Source organism: Photobacterium sp. HL06 (assembly GCF_059552575.1).
In genome coordinates this window covers 2,502,763-2,519,625 of the sequence record NZ_CM183914.1, presented here as the reverse complement: position 1 = coordinate 2,519,625, position 16,863 = coordinate 2,502,763, and the positions used below count along the sequence as shown (strand labels likewise).

Genomic DNA, 16,863 nt, shown 5'->3' with positions numbered 1-16,863 from the left:
TGTATAAATGATTGTCTTTATACACTGACTCTAATAAAACCTGCTAGTGATACATGATGTATTTTGTTTGGGTATAGGGTTCAAGCTCGTAACGAGATTCAAGAAAAGTGATGAGATTTACAAGCTGTTCTACTGTCATGATATCGTTATAGACAGGCATAACTGACTCACCAGAGACTTGTATTTCTGAGACATCGTAGCCTTTTGCCAGCTGGTGGGATGGGTTGATGACAGAAGTAACAAGCTCAGCGTAAGTTTTCAGACTCTGAACCTTTCCTCCTAGAGCGACAGATAATTTATCGTCTGTCCCCTCTGGCCGCTCAAAGCCTTCCATTTCATGGCAGCTCAAACACTGCATACTCAAAAAAACTTGCTCTCCTTGTGTCGGATCCCCGACTGGCAGGCTAAAGCCTGTCGACACTTGTTCGCATCCACTGAGCCCAAACACAATCAATAGCACGGTTAGAATTTTATTGTTGTTCATGGATATCACTCCGTATAAGCACTGTGCCAACGACAGCTGACAACCTGAGAATGAGTAACGTAATGACAAGTGTAGAATATGAATCGAAGGTTATGGGGTATATGGCCATAGAAAGCGCATGGATATTAGGTCTCTGATTGTCACATATGCTAACAACAGTATCCGCACCTGGAACTAATTTGCCGATTTCGTTTGCTTTGATGATAAAGGCAGCAACTTTTCCAGGAGGTGTGTCAAAAGTGTAAATCGGTGTAACAATTTGATCCTTGTCACAGTTTTTTAAATCCCTACAATGCCGCCGCAATCGTTTACTACAAGACTAACATTGGAGAATGACCATGGGCCATTTGGTCAGCATCTTAGGCATTTTTTCGCTATTTGCGGTTGCTATACTATTTTCAGAAAATCGCCGGGCGATCAGCTGGCGTGCTGTGGGCGGCGCGTTTGCTATTCAAATCGTATTTGCAGGCTTCATTTTATACGTTCCGATCGGACGTGAGGTACTGAACACAGTATCTAATGCCGTCTCTGGTGTTATCGACTACGGTCGAATTGGTTCAGAGTTCCTTTTTGGCGATCTGGCCAAGTTTAAAATTGGTTTTATCTTTGCTGTAAATGTACTGCCAACCATCGTTTTCTTCTCAGCGCTTATTTCTGTGCTTTATTACCTCGGCATTATGGGCTGGGTGATCCGCGTCCTTGGTGGTGCACTGCAGCGCTTGCTGGGCACTAGCCGTACCGAGTCGATGTCAGCGACAGCTAATATCTTCGTTGGCTCAGTTGAAGCACCTCTGGTTGTGCGCCCTTTCCTTGCTAGAATGAGCCGCTCTGAGCTATTCGCTGTTATGGTCGGAGGCCTGGCATCGGTTGCTGGCGGTACCTTGGTGGGCTACGCCGGGCTTGGTGTTGAAATCAGCTACCTGATCGCAGCAAGTTTTATGTCTGCACCTGCAGGCTTGATGATGGCAAAAATTCTAGTGCCACAAACTGAAACGTTGAGCGAAGAAGCTCAAGCGGAAGAAGAAGACGAAGGCGCGCCAGTTAATATCATTGATGCCGCTTCACAAGGTGCCTTAAGCGGCCTGCAGATTGCTATGGCTGTTGGTGCGAGCCTACTGGCAATCATTAGTTTGATTGCGCTGCTTAACGGTGGCCTTGGTCATGTTGGTCACTGGATCGGTATTGAGAACCTGAGCCTAGAGCTGTTGTTTGGCTATCTGTTTGCACCTGTCGCTTGGCTGATCGGTGTACCTTGGTCGGAAGCGACTATTGCCGCGAGCCTGATTGGTAAAAAGATTGCGGTGAATGAATTTGTGGCATTTGCTGATTTAATTGCCGTGAAAGATCAGCTGAGTGAACACTCGCAGGCGATTGTTACTTTTGCATTGTGTGGCTTTGCTAACTTAACGTCTATCGCTATGATGATGGGTGGGCTAGGTGGTGTAGTACCAAGCCGCCGCCCGGATATTGCCCGCTTGGGTATGAAAGCTATTTTTGCTGCGACACTATCAAACTTAATGAGTGCCACGCTGGCAGGTATCTTTTTATCGTTTTAGTACAGTTGGTTAAATAACTCGACAAATAAAAACAGAGAGCCATGCTCTCTGTTTTTATTTGTGCGATAGAGATAGCAAACAAAAGAAAACCCGCCAGGGCGGGGATTCTCCTGATGCTTCGTCTAAGACCTAAGGACTAATTAAGAGTAGTGCGATGGTTAAGGTGGCTTTGTCTTAAAACTGATACGCGATATAAATTAATCTTATTTTGTTTGAGGGGGATGGTGCGATAAAGCTCTGTATTTTGCTCTTATTTTAGATAATTTCTGAGAGTTAGAATCATTGCTTGCGACATGGTGGTGTTTTCAATTAGCATTTTTACACCAAGAGCTATCGAGAAATCCCATGAAGTCTCCCGTTGATAAGTTATTGTTGAACCATGAAAGTCTTGTTCATTCTGAAGGGGTGAAAGTAACCTCTCACACTCAGCGTGAAGATGGAGAGTGGATACTGCATACCTTGATGATTGAAGGCTGCGAAGCGCCATTTAAGTTTAAGCGGAAGAAAAAGTACAAAAGCCTGAAGGGAGCAAAGGTAAATATGACCTACTACCCTGCAGTCGAAGCTGTCGCAGGCTTCGAAATTGAGGTTATGAAGGTGGTTCGAATTAAGCTCTACTAGTCGTTGGTTATCTCAGAGCCACAATTAACCAGCATTAGATGTGCTCATGATGACTGCTGGGCCGGACTGTACCTGCCTTTTCTTCACAACTCCGAAAGATGCTGAATCCGACTGATGACAAAAAGCGCACGACTGAATATTGAGTTCAATAATGTGCATTAAAGTCGCATTGCCGCAGTGTTTGCAAATACCTGAAAAACTAATTGAGTAGTCGCTTCCTTCGGCTACTTTTGCTGACATGGCAGATTCCCTTCTACAGTCTTTTGCACGTTTTGGCCTACTTCTGTATCTAATAGGTTAGACCCAGCTATACAGCAGTGCAACTTGATGTTAAGCAATTTGTTGCTCTTTTTTTGCAGCCAGTGAATTCATTACCTACTTAATAATTCACACTATACCCAAGCTCACCTCAAAGCTTGTGGAACACTGAGTTGTTTTATGAGCGACTTCAAAATTATCAATAATTTATCAAGATCCCCCAACATAAAATCTATAGTAATAATTGGTTAACAAAGCAGTTACAACTTCAAAATAACAATAAGCAAGGAGAGGAAGATGGTTTTCAAGGATGTAGCCAAGAAGCTGGCCATATTAATTACGGTAGCCAGTGCGCTCCTGACACCGTTTTTTGCCAATGCGGCCAAAGCAGAATACAAATGGAAAATGGTTACAACATGGCCGAAAAATTTTCCTGGTTTGGGCACGGGGGCTAATGATCTTGCGAAGTTGATTGACGAGATGAGTAATGGCCGTATTCAGGTGAAGGTTTATGGTGCCAAGGAGCTGGTTGGGGCGCTGGAAGTGTTCGATGCCGTATCACGTGGGACGGCTGAAATGGGCCATGGGGCGGGGTATTACTGGAAGGGGAAAGTACCGGCTGGCCAGTTTTTTGCCGCTGTTCCTTTTGGCCTGACGGGACAGGAAATGAATAGCTGGATCTACAGCGGTGGCGGATTGCAGCTATGGCAAGAGGCATATGCACCATTTGGTATTATTCCAATGCCAGGTGGTAATACCGGCGTGCAGATGGGGGGCTGGTTCAACAAAGAAATTAATTCTTTAGACGATCTTAAAGGTCTGAAGATGCGTATTCCTGGCTTGGGCGGCGAAGTGCTCAAACGTGCGGGTGGCACGCCGGTCTTGCTACCAGGTGGAGAGATTTTCCCAGCACTACAATCTGGTGCTATTGATGCGACAGAATGGGTAGGGCCTTATAACGACATGGCATTTGGCCTGCATAAAGCGGCAAAATTCTACTACTTTCCGGGCTGGCATGAGCCTGGTACGACGCTGGAAGCGCTGATTAACAAGAAAGCCTTCGATAAACTGCCCAAAGATCTGCAATCTATCGTGTTGAATGCTACCCGTGTTGCCAATGCCAATATGCTGGCTGAATACACGGCGCGAAATAATGCGGCACTGGAACGTTTGGTTAAGGAGCATAAGGTAGATTTACGCCCGTATCCTACCGAGGTACTTGAGCAGCTTAAGGCACTATCCGAGAAGGTGGTTGAAGAAGAAGCTCAAAAGGATGCGATGAGCAAGAAAGTATATGCTTCGTATAAAACTTTTCGTGAGCAAGCGGTTGATTGGCATGAAATTTCTGAGCAGTCATACCTGAACGCAAGGAACCCTCAGTAAATAATACATATCGGTCGTTTAGCTACTTAACCAGATAGGCATCACTCAATACCGTGCCTTGTGCCTTTCAACAAGGTGAGAAATGCCTATCTGCTGTTGCCGATCTTGAAGTACTTGAATAATTTATAGCTAGGTGAGTGTTGTATGGATACACCTTCTCCTTTTTTGATCAGCCTCATTCGAGGCATTAATCGTTTCAGTGATATAACCGGGCGGATCGTTTCATGGTTTGTACTGGCAATCGTGATCATTACGTTTGTGGTGGTTGTGATGCGTTATATCTTCAACATTGGCTCTGTCTTCCTGCAAGAATCCATTACCTACTTTCACAACTACGTGATTATGTTGGGGGCGGCCTATGCGTTGCTGAAAGGAGCGCATGTAAGGGTCGACATTTTTTATCGCCCAGCATCGGCCAGGGCAAAAGCCTGGGTTGATCTGTTTGGCTTCATTGTATTGATGCTGCCAACATGTGCTTTTCTTTTCTACATTTCTTGGGAATACGTAGCTTTTTCTTGGCAGATGCTGGAAGGCTCTCAGGAGGCAGGGGGAATTGATGCCCGTTACCTGTTCAAAACATCAATCTTGTTAATGCCGGCATTAATGATCGTACAGGGGCTAGCTGAAACCTTGAAATGCTTGCTGGTACTTAGTGGCTATGAGTCGGCAGTTGCTGCCCTTGATGAGCATGTAGAGGAGCACGGATTATGATTGAACTACTGCCGTTACTACTGTTTGTCTTTGTTTTTATTGTGCTGCTGGCCGGTTATCCCGTTGCTTTCTCGTTGGCGGGTTCAGCACTGATCTTTGCTGTTATTGGTTACTTTACCGAGACATTTGATCCAGTTTTCCTTGAAGCTATACCCAATAGGATTCAGGGCATACTATCCAATGAACTGTTGATCGCAATACCATTGTTTGTCTTTATGGGGGTAATGCTAGAGAAGTCGAAAATTGCCGAAGAGCTGCTCGATACTATGGGGCAGGTATTTGGCGGTTTAGCCGGAGGACTAGGTCTATCCGTGACTTTAGTAGGTATGTTGTTGGCTGCCAGTACAGGAATTGTCGGTGCAACGGTGGTGACGATGGGGCTGCTTTCCTTACCAACGATGATGCGTCGTGGCTATTCGGCTGAAGTGGCAACTGGGACAATTTGTGCGTCAGGCACTCTTGGGCAGATCATCCCACCATCGATTGTTCTGGTCTTGCTGGGGGATGTGATTTCATCATCGTATCAGCAGGCGCAGCTTGATCAGGGGATCTTCGCGCCGGATAGTATTACAGTCGGCGATCTATTCCTTGGTGCTCTGATCCCCGGCTTTATTTTAGTTGGCCTGTATTGTGTGTATTTGATTGTGATTGCAGCAATAGCACCAGAGAAGGTACCACCGATCCCAGAAGAAGAGCGCAAAGTTAGTAAAGAGCTGTGGATGCAGGTATTAACCGTGTTATTCCCGCCAATTTTGCTGATCGTGTTGGTGTTAGGGTCTATTTTAGGAGGGATCGCGACACCAACTGAAGCTGCTTCTGTTGGCTCTGTTGGCGCAATTGTTCTTGCCAAGATAAAAAAGACATTCAACCTCAATGTATTGCGTGACGTCATGCACAGTACGACCGAGGTAACGGCGATGGTCTTTATGATTTTGATCGGCGCTTCGGTATTCTCGCTGGTATTTCGGGGCTTTGGCGGTGATGATATGGTACGCGAGTTTTTGACTGATTTGCCAGGTGGGGTATTCGGTGCCGTACTACTAGTGATGTTGGTTATGTTCTTGCTGGGTTTTTTCCTCGATTTTATTGAGATCACTTTTGTCGTGATCCCGATTGTTGCGCCAATCCTGCTTAGTATGGATCTTGATCCAATCTGGCTGGGGATCATGATAGCGCTTAATCTACAAACCTCTTTCCTGACGCCGCCATTTGGTTTCTCACTGTTTTACTTAAGGGGAGTCGCGCCAGATACGATTTCAACTCAGCAAATCTACCGTGGAGTGATCCCTTTCATCGTCATTCAGCTGGTTGTGATTGGGATGTTGGCGTATTGGCCAGCGCTGGCAACCTGGTTGCCAGATGCGGTATATGGTTAATATATCTTTTTATATCGACCCGGTTTGGTAGCCCTTTACAGGGCTTGCCAAACTGGCTCTAGATGATTCCAGCATGGTTATTAATAGTCGTAACTTAAGCTAATGGTACTGTAGACCTCGCTATTGCTGCTGTCTGCGGCAACGGTTGAGTTGTTGATGTATTCCGTATCTAGCTGTAATGAGACCTGCGCCATTAGCTGGTTCTTGATATAGCCTTTGACGTTGGTGGTTGTATTTTCTTCGCCGTAGTCGACGCGAAGTTCGCCGCCCAGTTCGAAGCGGTCATTGAGCTTTGAGCTTCCCTCAATAAAGCCGTTGGCTATCACCTCGTCTTCTTTGTTTCCGGGGTGATCGGGATCGAAATCTTGTCGCTTAGAGAAACGATAACCAGGACCAGCACCGATATTGAGCTTGGTATCTTCTTCATTGATGAGGCTAGCACCAAAACCGATGGCGGCAGTCACTTGCTCTCTGTAGGTCGCATATTGGTCGTGTTCGTACTTACTGTTGGTATAAACAAACCAGTCACCATTGATAAGGTGTTTCACGCCATAGTTGAGATTGTATTTGTTGGTACCGTCAGAGCTTTCGTTGCCTTTGGTATAGTAAGTTGAAAATTCGCCTTTTTGTTGCCATTGGTCTTTGTCATAGATGGCGCTTACCCCTGAGTTTACCGACATAGACGTTTCATTGGTCTTGCTGAAAATGAATCCGAGCTTGGCATTGCCGCTCCATGGGGATTCGCTCGTTTCCGGGTCATCACTGTCGGCCAGAGCTGGTGCTGAAATAATGCTCAATACAGTCAGTAACAAAATTGGTTTCATGCAGGTCTTCTTCGTTTCATTGCGACTGGAACTGACGATATTGTAAAAACCGAGACATTGCGGATGTCAGGAAGGTGTCATTTCTAGTTGAAGTTTTAGTCAATCGATTTCTGGTAGTGATGGCTTGCTTGATAAGGATGGTGGCTGTGAATGGTTGGCGCTAAACATTACAAATATGCGGGCTTTCTCGTCTCTGGCTGTTACATGATAAATATACAATTAACAGTGATAAATGTTTTGTATATCACAAACAAAAAACTTAATGTTGCATTTTAGATGTCTGTTATGTAACTTTGTGCGCATTCTTGCAAAGCCTAGCCAACTTTTAGGGTTCTATCTATTGAGCCTACTTGCTTTAATCGGCCGCCTTAGTTTAGGCGGTTTTTTGTTCTCAGTGGAGTTGTTTAAGGGATCTATCATGGATAATCTGGCTCAGATAATCGGATATATAATTTTGTCGCTACTTATTATCGTACCGTTTTCTCTATTATGGGTTGGGCGTAGGTAAAGATGGACTTTACTCTGCGACTTTAGCCTGATCCCCCGTAAACCGAATCAAAAAAGACCGCCTGAGGCGGTCTTTCTTGATTCGGTTCGAGAGTGATACTCCCGTCACTTTGTCGCACCTTTTTGGTCGGCCTTTTTGATACCAACTATTTTTTTGACAGACTTGTTCTATTTTTCCGGCTTTTTTTGAACTTGGTCACGTTTTACTATTTGTAGGAATCGAAACGAAGTCTGAACCGTGAAGGTAAATGGATTGCTCCTTAGAGGGACTGACACGTTTTCAACACTGGTTAAATCTTTAACATTAAGATAGTGGAGATAAATATGAAAACTTACGCACTTACAGTAACTCTATTGGGTCTAATCTCTTTCGGCGCTTCAGCAGCTCAATATGATCGAGATGAAAATACTAGCGATCGCTATGCAAAAGAACTTCGCCTGAAAGCCTTCGAAGGCCAGCCTAGTTATCAGGTAAAAGTGAATCCACAGCTATCAGTAGACCGTGATGAGCCAGTATCAACACGACGTGCCACTGAATTACGTAAGCAAGCACTGGGTGAGCCTGTACGTAACCATATTGAGCCGCTTGTACAACGTGATCATGACGAGAAAGTATCAACATTGCATGCCACGGAATTACGCCTGAAAGCCTAGGACATATGCAAAATGAATGATGACAAAAGGTTTGCTAAGAGCAGACCTTTTGTTGTGTATCACTCAGGGAGTGTAGATTAGAAAAGATATCGCGCTCACCGATTGTGGCAAGCGCAATAGAGTAATCGCGAGGGTAGGTTATTCCATTACTTGTCTTCGATAAGGACGACGATTAGTTCGCTTGGTCCATGGGCGCCGTAAGCCAGTGTCTGCTGGATGTCAGCTGTTTTAGATGGCCCCGATACCAATACCGAATTAGTCGGCATACCTTTGTGCCAGGCCTGCTTGTGCATGAGCTCGGCAAAATTACTGGTTAGGGTAGAGCGCTTGATGATAGCAATATGGGTGGGCGGTACAAGCGACAGAGTACGCGGCTCGCTGCTATCAGGCCACAATACCAGTGTACCGGTATCGGCAATACCTGCCAGGCAATGGGTGATCCCGGCATCAACCTGCTCGAAAAGCTCGCTCTTCCACTCGTGAATATCACGATCAAATGTCACAGGCTCAGCTTGTTGAGCGGCGTTGTTAATATCGGACTGAAACTCTCCATTGGTTCCTATCGCGATACGTCTTAGCTGTTTATTGGCAATCAGTTGAGTTAAAACGCCTTCAAGTTGCTCTGCAGCTGTGGTGACGACTTCAGCATGGCTAGCCGTTATGCCATCGATAAAGCGTTGCTGGAGTTCTGCATCTGATGAGGCTGTCCAAGGCTGGTATGTATGGTCACTTGAACTCGTAGGGCTGACACCGGCTTCATGAAGACGAGACAATATAGAATGACGGGCTGTGCTCATGGCTCTCTCCTTATTTGCGTGATTTAAGTAGCTGGTGCAAGGTTTTGTCAGCTGGTTTCGGCGCGGTACGGCATTGGGTCCAGGCGCCTAGGTTGCTAGGCATCAAAGCTTTTAGTTTCGTCGCCGCCAGTGTACCGGTGTGATACAGCGTTGGATGGGTTGCGGCATAGGCAAAGCCTTTCATCGCCAGTTTCTCTGCTTTGTTCGCCGCAGCCTGTTGGCCATTGATGGCTTCAGTTCCTTCGTTAGGAGGGTTTTTGGCTTCATGGCGCAGGCGTTGAAGTAGTTCTGGGATCGGAATCCGTACAGGGCAGACTTCACCACAGGCACCACATAAGCTCGATGCTGTTACCAGATCTTTGGTTTTTTCCAGCCCCATCATGTGCGGTGAAATGATCTTTCCGATAGGCCCCGGATAAACCGTTCCGTAGGCATGGCCGCCAATCCGGGTGTATACCGGGCAATGATTCATACACGCACCGCAGCGAATACATTGTAGGGTTTTACGCATTTCCTCATCACGATAAGCCTGTGAGCGGCCGTTATCGAGCAGGACGAGATGGACTTCTTCCGGGCCGTCAAGCTCACCTTCACGCCGCGGTGAGCTGATCATATTGAAGTAGGTAGAGATCGCCTGACCGGTCGCCGAGCGGGTCAGTGCACTATAAAGAGGGGGGACATCAGACAGGAACTCAACCACCTTCTCAATACCGGTAATAGCAACATGCACTTTGGGTACTGTCGTGCACATTCGGCCGTTACCTTCGTTTTCGACCAGGCATAGCGTGCCGGTTTCGGCAACAGCGAAGTTGACCCCGGACAAGCCGATATCCGCGTCATGAAACTTTTGACGTAGCCTGCTGCGACCCGTTTGGATTAACTCATCGACATCCACAGTAGGGGTGAAGTTATCAAGGTTCTGCTCGAAGGTATCGCTGACCTCCTGCTTGTTTTTGTGAATGGCCGGCATAATGATATGAGAGGGCTTGTCACCATCGAGCTGGACAATGTACTCGCCCATATCACTTTCAAGGCACTCAATTCCCAGCTTTTCCATCTCGTGGTTCAGCTCAATCTCTTCGCTGACCATAGACTTGCCTTTGACAATGGTTTTGGCGTCATGGGACTGGACTATCCCTGCAATAATGCGGTTGGCTTCATCGGCATCCTCGGCCCAGTGGACCTGAATACCATTGTGCTGGCAGTTTGCTTCCAGCTGCTCTAGGAGTGCGGGTAATTTGCTCAGGCAGCGCTGGCGGATGGCTTCGGCCAAATCGCGAATATTCTTTTCTTCATTGCTGTCATCGAATGCGCTTTTGCGCTTGTCCCGTAGGTAGTCCATCGCCCCGCGGAAATTTTGTCGTAGCTGTTGATCGGCTAAGGCTGCTTTGGCTTGCGGGTGGAAGAATTCGGGTCCTTGAGGTTTTTCTTGGTTCATGGTTATTTTCCTCCCGTTCTTTCCAGCAGGAAGCTGGCTAGGTGGCGGCCGCGCATTGGCTTGCCTTGATACTCCAACGCTCCGTTGATATTTAGCAGGCAGCCCCAGTCGGCACTGACCAGCTCTTCAGCTTGGGTATTCGATAGGTGGTGGGTTTTGTCTTCCACCATTGCCTGGCTGATGTTCGGGTGGCGAACGGCAAAGGTACCGCCAAAGCCACAGCATTCGCTTTCGTAGTCTTGTTCACGCAGCTCGACATGTTCAAGCTGATTGATAAGTTGGGTTGCCGTAACATGAACATTCATCTCGCGGCGGGCGGCACAGGAAGTATGCATGACGACAGAAGTCGGTTCACCGTTGTCATTGAGCTTGATACGGCAGACATTGACCAGAAATTCTGTCAATTCAAAAACGCGGTCGCAGAAGCTATCGACTTGCTGCTGCTTATCATCCCCCTTAAAGAGACGACGATAGTGATGGTGCATCATTCCGCCACAGGAGCCGGACAGTACGATGACAGGCCATTGCTCTTCAAACAGCGCCATCTGGCTGAGGGCTACTTGCTTGGCTTCTCCGTCATAGCCGGAGCTATAGGCTGGCTGACCACAGCAGGTTTGTTTCTCTTTGAAGATAACCTCGATTCCCTGCTGCTCCAACAGCGTAATGGCATCAAGACCGGCTTCGGGATCGAACATATCGACCAGACAGGTTGCGTAGAAATACACTTTTTCCGGCTTGGCAGGGTAGATTCGCATCTTGAACTCCTTGAATGAAGAGAGCTATTTCATCCGGACTGGTAGAGGCTTCTAAGACAGGGCCTCTGGTATTGCTAGTGTCCGAATGAAATAGCTGTAGTGCTAGTCGTTTGTTACTTATCTGTGTGAATTGGCAAGTGGATTACTTCGTCATTAGGGCATCGGTGATGTGGAAGCCATAGACGATGGCAAGTCCAATCAAGCCGGTAACGATGAGGTAATAGAATGTTGGGATCACTGTCTTACGCAGGGTGGCACCTTCTCGACCTAGCAGGCCAACTGTTGCAGACGCAGCGACCACATTGTGGATAGCAATCATGTTACCCGCTGCTGCACCGACAGCCTGTAGGGCGACAACGGCAGCACTTGAGATGGTTAGCGTTTGTGCCACTTCAAACTGGAACTGGCTAAACATCATGTTTGATACCGTATTCGAGCCCGCGATGAAGGCACCCAGGGCACCAATCGTTGCACTTAGTGCTGGGAAGAACTCACCCACCAGGCCTGACGCGAAGTTTGCTGTTGTAACCGGCATACTGGCTAGGTCTGAGGCATTGACGCCCGAGTTGATGAAGATACGTACCATTGGAATTGTGAATACCAGTACGAAACCAGCACCAATTAGGGTTTTGCTTGACTCGCCAAAGGCCTTAACCAGTGGAGATACCTGACGAGACTGAAGCAGCACTGCTAGTAGGGCAACAAATACCAGGATACCACCAGGTAGATATAGAGGCTGGATAGCTGCACTGATACCAGCTTCACCTAAGATGTCACCGAAGGAAAGGCTAACGCTTTTCAGGAAGTTCTTGAAGTCAGCACTCACGCGGCTTGCAACAAGGACTACAGCCAGAAGAACATAAGGGGCCCAAGCAAGTGCCATACTCATTGGCTTTTTCTCGCTTTTGGCCAGATCCATTTTCAGTGATCCTAACCACTCTGTAGGCCACTTATCTTCGCTTTCGAAGTCCCAGTGATTTTTAGGTACCAAGAACCCTTTCTTGGCTGCGGTAACTACGATAGCCAGACCAACCAGACCACCGATAAGTGATGGGAATTCAGGACCAAGGAACACGCCAGTAAGTGCATAAGGAATCGTAAATGCTAGGCCGGCAAAGATAGCGAATGGCAGAATTTCCAAGCCTTCTTTCCAGCTCTTATTCTTACCAAAGAAACGGGTCAGCATCATTGCCATAAATACAGGTATTAATGTACCGACAGTGGCATGGATCAGAGCAACATTTGTGGTGATTTGCTGAAGGTAGATATCCCAGCTTGAACCGTTTGCCACTAGGCTCTCGGTAATGTTGTGAGTATCAAGGCCTTTGTTTACACCAACAATGATTGGGGTACCTACGGCACCAAATGATACTGGTGTAGATTGGATCATCATACCCATTACAACTGCAGCCAGAGCCGGGAAACCGATAGCAACTAAAAGAGGAGCGGCAATAGCAGCAGGAGTACCGAAACCAGAAGCGCCTTCAATAAATGAACCGAAGCACCAGGCGATAATGATTGCCTGTACACGCCTGTCGGTGGATATATCGGTAAAGCCACTTCTTATCGTGGAAATCGCTCCGGTGTGCTTAAGCGTGTTAAGCAGGAATATGGCACCGAAGACTATCCAAAGTACGGCGACGGTAATGGCCAGTCCCTGTAGGGTAGAGGCGAAGACGCGGTTGGCAGACATATCCCAGAAATACAGGGCAATGCCGACAGTGAGTAGAAAGGCCACAGGCATAGCTCGTTTGGCTGGCCAGTTAAGGCCGACCAGCAAAACCGCAGCGACCAGTATCGGTGAAAATGCGAGTAACGCAAGTATGGTATCGTTCATGGTAGTACATCCCTCGTACAGCTGTTTCGTTTCAGACCATCACTGGTCTTGTTATGGATTGTGGGGCGTTTGTTAATGTTGTGTGACGATAACCCTTTATTTTTTTTTGATATAGGGAAATAATGAAAAAGATTAATTCCAAAAGTTGATAAATAATGGCGAAAACAGATGACCTGATCCTCTTTGCCCAGGTAGTGGAGTGTGGATCATTTAGTAAGGTGGCTGAGTTAAATTCCCTTACAAACTCAGTGGTTAGCAAGCGAATAGCAAGGCTGGAGGAAGACCTCGGGGTACAGCTTTTGTACCGTACGACCCGAAAGTTAACAGTAAGTGAAGCCGGTAAAGTGCTTTACCAAGGTGCAAAAAATGTGAAGCAGGCAGCAATTGAAGCGGTTGACGCGGTCAGTGGCTATGGCGAAAAAGTCAGTGGACACGTCAAAATGTCAGTGCCGTCTATTTCCGGAGACCTGTTGCTAGCGGATGCGGTGGCTGAATTTTGTACGCTCCATCCTGGATTGACGGTGGATATGTCGCTGAATAATCGCTTTGTTGATTTGGTGGAAGATGGTTATGACCTGGTGATCCGAACAGGCTACCTGGAAGATTCAAGCTTGATTGCAAGGCATATTCTAGACTCTCAGTGGGTGATTTGCGCGGCCCCGTCATATATTGCTCGGCTTGGCATGCCAAAGGAGCCGGAGGATCTGGTCAATCATAACTGCCTTCAGTATGCCTATCAGACGACAGGGGCGGCAGAATGGCAATTTATTGGCGAGCAGGGCAATTATATCCTGCATGTTAACGGTAATTTTTCGACCGACAATGCGACGGCGTTACGTAAAGCGGCACTAGGCGGCTATGGTATTGCCTATGTGCCCCGTTGCCTTGTTTACCATGATTTGGTGGAAGGTAAGCTGCTCGACTTATTTCCGGACAAAGTGGGAAAGAAACTTGGAATTTATGCGGTCTACCCATATACCCGCCAGCCATCCCAGAAGATCCGTTTGTTGATAGAGCACATTCGTGACCGTTATTTATCAATGAAGCAGTTTTTTTAGTACCGCTAGCGACAAGTTAAACCGTATTTTGCGATCGTTTACATCAAGTCGGATCTAAATGTCTGTTTACTTGAGATTGTTCAATATCAGAGAAAACAGGTTTTGTTCTAATAGATATACTTTCACTAGGTATTAACATATAGGTCGAACGATGAACTGGTATATCCATGTCCTTAAAAATTATGCAGTATTTAAGGGAAGAGCGCGCAGGCAAGAGTATTGGTACTTTTTCCTCATCAACATCATTATCAGTATTGCACTTTCGTTTATAGATAGTGCGATGGGTAATCCTGGTGCAGGTGAGGGAGCTGGAATTCTGGGTACTATTTATTCTCTGGCTATCTTAGTTCCAAGTATTGCTGTGGGTGTACGTCGGCTTCATGATACGGGACGCAGTGGCTGGTGGATGCTGCTGGGCTTGATCCCGATCATCGGTGCATTGGTATTGATTTACTTCTTTGTTCAAGATAGCCATCCCGGCAGTAATGAGTATGGCCTTAACCCGAAAAATATTGATTCCGACTCTGTGGGGCAGTTTAAGGTTTAAGCATGTCATAATGAAGGTTTACAGGGCTCGATAAAGTGCCCTGTAAAGCTTGAGTTATCCGCTCTGGCTAGCAAGTCGGAATACCAATTTTTTGCATAATGAACAGCGCATTGCTTGTTGTAGAATGACCAGTATAAATCTTGTAGTCAAAGTGAATGTTTCCATCAATATAGTGTTCGCGAAAGTGATAGTTTTCGGCGGTGGGTATTTCATTGGTAGCCAATTCGCACAACGTCAAATCGTGGGTTGAAACTATGCCCAGGCACTTATGATTGTTTAGCTCTTTGATGACCTGAAATGCACCTTCTAATCTGTCCTGAGAGTTTGTCCCGCTGAAGATTTCATCAACCAGGAAGAATGTCTTGCTTGCTTTGGCAACATCTATCATCTTTTTTATTCTTAATAGTTCCGCGTAGAATGTAGAAATGTGTTTATTCATACAGTCATTGGTTCTCATTGACGTGACTATGTCAAACTTGCCACAGAGAAAACTGTCTGCATTGACGGGGGCACCCGTATAAGCGAGTAGCAAATTGGTCGCAACTGTTCGTAGAAAAGTGCTCTTTCCAGACATATTTGATCCCGAAACAATAGCGGTACATTTCTCATTGCCCAATGAAAAGTCATTCCCTACATTTTCTACTTCATGAATTAGTGGATGTTTCATGTTTTTGGCTTCAATTACCATTGAATTATCGACGGTGGGCATCGTCCAGGAAGGGTTTTCGAAGGCTAATACAGACAGTGATGCGAGTGCTTCAATTTCACCGATAACGTCGAACCATACCTCAATCGATGCACCATTTTCTATTTTCCATTCAATCGCTCGAATTGCACATCTACAATCCCAAAGAAGAATAATATTAACAAACAAATGCACAAGCTTGTTATGTCTCAGCCCGGCGCTGTTTAAAATACTATTCAGGGTATACAGCGAGGCTGATGGGAGAGTGCGACCGTCCTTGGTCATGCTGCCTTGCAGTGTTGTTAAGAGTCGAGTAGTAAAGTGTTGATCTTCAATGATCTTTAATACGTTCGCATACTCTTTTAAACTGTTTCTTTTGTTATCAAAAGTATTAAATAAGTTATGGTTTTTCTTATGGTGTTTAAGGGTAAGAAATGCCTGAAGAGAATATAAAAAGATAGGCGTAAAGTACGTACGGAAGAAAATTAACTCAACGCACGAAAAGGCGAGTGAAATGATAGGCAATGCGTGAATAATGTTTTTTACCTTCAGAAGAGATAGGTCATTGTCTGAATGCTTAAACCACTCTATACTTTTTTTAATACTTATATTCTTAACTTTTAACGTGGCTAGTTCAATGGATTGTCTAAATTCAATGTCAGTTGATAGTTCTAATACAGAACGTTGAGTTTCGTCGATACCAAGAGTTGGAATGGAAGGGTTACAGAGCTTTGAGGCAAGCTTTTTACGACCGAAATAGGTATGCGCAGTATTTATTCTTTGGAAGATAGAATTGTTACCAAATACATCCAAGTCTTGTGAAAAGGCATGCTCTTCATCAATGAATTCATTGCCGTTGTCAGGCAATGTGTTCCAGTTGCCTGTCACACGTTCTATCCCATTATTGTTGATAGTCAATAGACTTCTTAACTGAGCGATTCTGCTTTCAATTAGTAAGTGTTTTTTAACTAATAGTAGAAATATGACTGTGCTGAGTGACATAGAGATAAAAGCGTAATCAATATAATTATTGTTATAAAACACGAATGAACTAAAACATGTTAATGCTAATAGAAAAAAACGGGTACGGCTTATGTTGAGGTGGGATCTTTCTTGTTTTTTCAGTTCCTTTGTGTAGTTCTCAAGCTTGTATCTATATTCTATTTCCGCATTATTGCCCATTTAATATCACTTTCTATTAGAAAATTTAAATCATTAGCGCTGTTGCAATATTAGCTATAAAGCATATTCTTCTATTACATTTGTTTTATACCACCTTTAAGCTACTTTAGTTATAAATGAATGACGTTATGAGATGTCAGTCGAAGATCATATTTAATCAGAGTAGATTTAGGAAATGTCTGTAACCGTG

16 protein-coding genes are annotated in these 16,863 nt (G+C 45.7%); 8 read left to right on the top strand and 8 right to left on the bottom strand.

The genetic code is table 11. The features are described 5' to 3' along the window. Nucleotides 1-43: 43 nt before the first annotated feature. Nucleotides 44-484 (bottom strand): cytochrome C, encoded by a 441-nt coding sequence (locus tag AC51G0_RS11560; protein WP_496298580.1) that lies wholly within the window; start codon nucleotides 482-484, stop codon nucleotides 44-46. A 338-nt stretch (nucleotides 485-822) separates the two neighbouring features. Between AC51G0_RS11560 and AC51G0_RS11555 the strand changes: the two genes are divergently transcribed. Both AC51G0_RS11555 and AC51G0_RS11550 read left to right on the top strand, forming a co-directional pair. Further along, nucleotides 823-2,040, top strand: coding sequence for a NupC/NupG family nucleoside CNT transporter (locus tag AC51G0_RS11555; RefSeq protein WP_496298579.1), 1,218 nt, complete (start codon nucleotides 823-825; stop codon nucleotides 2,038-2,040). 345 nt (nucleotides 2,041-2,385) lie between these two features. Further along, complete coding sequence (locus tag AC51G0_RS11550; protein ID WP_496298578.1) at nucleotides 2,386-2,661, top strand: hypothetical protein; 276 nt, start codon at nucleotides 2,386-2,388, stop codon at nucleotides 2,659-2,661. A 24-nt stretch (nucleotides 2,662-2,685) separates the two neighbouring features. Here the strand turns inward: AC51G0_RS11550 and AC51G0_RS11545 are convergent, their stop codons facing one another. Then, nucleotides 2,686-2,901 (bottom strand): hypothetical protein, encoded by a 216-nt coding sequence (locus tag AC51G0_RS11545; protein WP_496298576.1) that lies wholly within the window; start codon nucleotides 2,899-2,901, stop codon nucleotides 2,686-2,688. 315 nt (nucleotides 2,902-3,216) lie between these two features. On the opposite strand from AC51G0_RS11545, the gene AC51G0_RS11540 reads away from it, so the two are divergent. The 3 genes from AC51G0_RS11540 (at nucleotide 3,217) to AC51G0_RS11530 (ending at nucleotide 6,389) form a co-directional block, all read left to right on the top strand. Next, nucleotides 3,217-4,302 (top strand): TRAP transporter substrate-binding protein, encoded by a 1,086-nt coding sequence (locus AC51G0_RS11540; protein ID WP_496298575.1) that lies wholly within the window; start codon nucleotides 3,217-3,219, stop codon nucleotides 4,300-4,302. Between the two features lie 144 nt (nucleotides 4,303-4,446). Then, nucleotides 4,447-5,013, top strand: coding sequence for a TRAP transporter small permease subunit (locus tag AC51G0_RS11535; protein ID WP_496298573.1), 567 nt, complete (start codon nucleotides 4,447-4,449; stop codon nucleotides 5,011-5,013). After that, a complete protein-coding gene (locus AC51G0_RS11530) occupies nucleotides 5,010-6,389 on the top strand; it encodes a TRAP transporter large permease (protein ID WP_496298571.1) in 1,380 nt (459 codons plus the stop codon). Before AC51G0_RS11535 ends, AC51G0_RS11530 begins: the two co-directional genes overlap by 4 nt. An 80-nt stretch (nucleotides 6,390-6,469) precedes the next feature. Here the strand turns inward: AC51G0_RS11530 and AC51G0_RS11525 are convergent, their stop codons facing one another. Then, nucleotides 6,470-7,213 carry a DUF481 domain-containing protein gene (locus AC51G0_RS11525; RefSeq protein ID WP_496298569.1) on the bottom strand — a complete coding sequence of 248 codons (744 nt, stop codon included), beginning with the start codon at nucleotides 7,211-7,213 and terminating at the stop codon, nucleotides 6,470-6,472. Between the two features lie 831 nt (nucleotides 7,214-8,044). Between AC51G0_RS11525 and AC51G0_RS11520 the strand changes: the two genes are divergently transcribed. Beyond that, nucleotides 8,045-8,374 carry a hypothetical protein gene (locus tag AC51G0_RS11520; RefSeq protein WP_496298568.1) on the top strand — a complete coding sequence of 110 codons (330 nt, stop codon included), beginning with the start codon at nucleotides 8,045-8,047 and terminating at the stop codon, nucleotides 8,372-8,374. 146 nt (nucleotides 8,375-8,520) lie between these two features. Here AC51G0_RS11520 and AC51G0_RS11515 read toward each other — a convergent pair whose 3' ends face one another. From AC51G0_RS11515 to AC51G0_RS11500, 4 genes are all read right to left on the bottom strand, one after another. Then, nucleotides 8,521-9,171, bottom strand: a complete 651-nt coding sequence (locus tag AC51G0_RS11515) for a LutC/YkgG family protein (protein ID WP_496298567.1) — start codon at nucleotides 9,169-9,171, stop codon at nucleotides 8,521-8,523. A gap of 10 nt (nucleotides 9,172-9,181) precedes the next feature. Continuing rightward, nucleotides 9,182-10,609 (bottom strand): LutB/LldF family L-lactate oxidation iron-sulfur protein, encoded by a 1,428-nt coding sequence (locus tag AC51G0_RS11510; RefSeq protein WP_496298566.1) that lies wholly within the window; start codon nucleotides 10,607-10,609, stop codon nucleotides 9,182-9,184. Between the two features lie 2 nt (nucleotides 10,610-10,611). Further along, on the bottom strand, nucleotides 10,612-11,364 hold the full coding sequence (locus AC51G0_RS11505; RefSeq protein WP_496298565.1) for a (Fe-S)-binding protein: 753 nt from the start codon (nucleotides 11,362-11,364) through the stop codon (nucleotides 10,612-10,614). 142 nt (nucleotides 11,365-11,506) lie between these two features. Further along, entirely contained in the window at nucleotides 11,507-13,201 is a 1,695-nt protein-coding gene (locus tag AC51G0_RS11500) for an L-lactate permease (RefSeq protein ID WP_496298564.1), read from the bottom strand. A 155-nt stretch (nucleotides 13,202-13,356) separates the two neighbouring features. Between AC51G0_RS11500 and AC51G0_RS11495 the strand changes: the two genes are divergently transcribed. Together AC51G0_RS11495 and AC51G0_RS11490 are read left to right on the top strand one after the other, a co-directional pair. Next, nucleotides 13,357-14,259, top strand: a complete 903-nt coding sequence (locus tag AC51G0_RS11495; RefSeq protein WP_496298563.1) for a LysR family transcriptional regulator — start codon at nucleotides 13,357-13,359, stop codon at nucleotides 14,257-14,259. Nucleotides 14,260-14,410: 151 nt separating this feature from the next. After that, nucleotides 14,411-14,806: a DUF805 domain-containing protein gene (locus AC51G0_RS11490; RefSeq protein WP_496298562.1), complete on the top strand. Its 396-nt coding sequence runs from the start codon at nucleotides 14,411-14,413 to the stop codon at nucleotides 14,804-14,806. 67 nt (nucleotides 14,807-14,873) lie between these two features. On the opposite strand, the gene AC51G0_RS11485 is transcribed toward AC51G0_RS11490, so the two are convergent. After that, the gene (locus AC51G0_RS11485) at nucleotides 14,874-16,673 is read right to left on the bottom strand and encodes a MutS-related protein (RefSeq protein ID WP_496298561.1); all 1,800 of its coding nucleotides are present in this window, start codon (nucleotides 16,671-16,673) and stop codon (nucleotides 14,874-14,876) included. Nucleotides 16,674-16,863: the final 190 nt, after the last annotated feature.

What these genes read in the sequence shown, in the direction of transcription:
- AC51G0_RS11520 (WP_496298568.1), top strand. Translation starts at nt 8,045, where the DNA reads ATGAAAACTTACGCACTTACAGTAACTCTATTGGGTCTAATCTCTTTC.
- AC51G0_RS11540 (WP_496298575.1), top strand. Translation starts at nt 3,217, where the DNA reads ATGGTTTTCAAGGATGTAGCCAAGAAGCTGGCCATATTAATTACGGTA.
- AC51G0_RS11530 (WP_496298571.1), top strand. Translation starts at nt 5,010, where the DNA reads ATGATTGAACTACTGCCGTTACTACTGTTTGTCTTTGTTTTTATTGTG.
- AC51G0_RS11550 (WP_496298578.1), top strand. Translation starts at nt 2,386, where the DNA reads ATGAAGTCTCCCGTTGATAAGTTATTGTTGAACCATGAAAGTCTTGTT.
- AC51G0_RS11505 (WP_496298565.1), bottom strand. Translation starts at nt 11,364, where the DNA reads ATGCGAATCTACCCTGCCAAGCCGGAAAAAGTGTATTTCTACGCAACC.
- AC51G0_RS11555 (WP_496298579.1), top strand. Translation starts at nt 823, where the DNA reads ATGGGCCATTTGGTCAGCATCTTAGGCATTTTTTCGCTATTTGCGGTT.
- AC51G0_RS11510 (WP_496298566.1), bottom strand. Translation starts at nt 10,609, where the DNA reads ATGAACCAAGAAAAACCTCAAGGACCCGAATTCTTCCACCCGCAAGCC.
- AC51G0_RS11515 (WP_496298567.1), bottom strand. Translation starts at nt 9,171, where the DNA reads ATGAGCACAGCCCGTCATTCTATATTGTCTCGTCTTCATGAAGCCGGT.
- AC51G0_RS11535 (WP_496298573.1), top strand. Translation starts at nt 4,447, where the DNA reads ATGGATACACCTTCTCCTTTTTTGATCAGCCTCATTCGAGGCATTAAT.
- AC51G0_RS11500 (WP_496298564.1), bottom strand. Translation starts at nt 13,201, where the DNA reads ATGAACGATACCATACTTGCGTTACTCGCATTTTCACCGATACTGGTC.
- AC51G0_RS11525 (WP_496298569.1), bottom strand. Translation starts at nt 7,213, where the DNA reads ATGAAACCAATTTTGTTACTGACTGTATTGAGCATTATTTCAGCACCA.
- AC51G0_RS11490 (WP_496298562.1), top strand. Translation starts at nt 14,411, where the DNA reads ATGAACTGGTATATCCATGTCCTTAAAAATTATGCAGTATTTAAGGGA.
- AC51G0_RS11495 (WP_496298563.1), top strand. Translation starts at nt 13,357, where the DNA reads ATGGCGAAAACAGATGACCTGATCCTCTTTGCCCAGGTAGTGGAGTGT.
- AC51G0_RS11485 (WP_496298561.1), bottom strand. Translation starts at nt 16,673, where the DNA reads ATGGGCAATAATGCGGAAATAGAATATAGATACAAGCTTGAGAACTAC.
- AC51G0_RS11545 (WP_496298576.1), bottom strand. Translation starts at nt 2,901, where the DNA reads ATGTCAGCAAAAGTAGCCGAAGGAAGCGACTACTCAATTAGTTTTTCA.
- AC51G0_RS11560 (WP_496298580.1), bottom strand. Translation starts at nt 484, where the DNA reads ATGAACAACAATAAAATTCTAACCGTGCTATTGATTGTGTTTGGGCTC.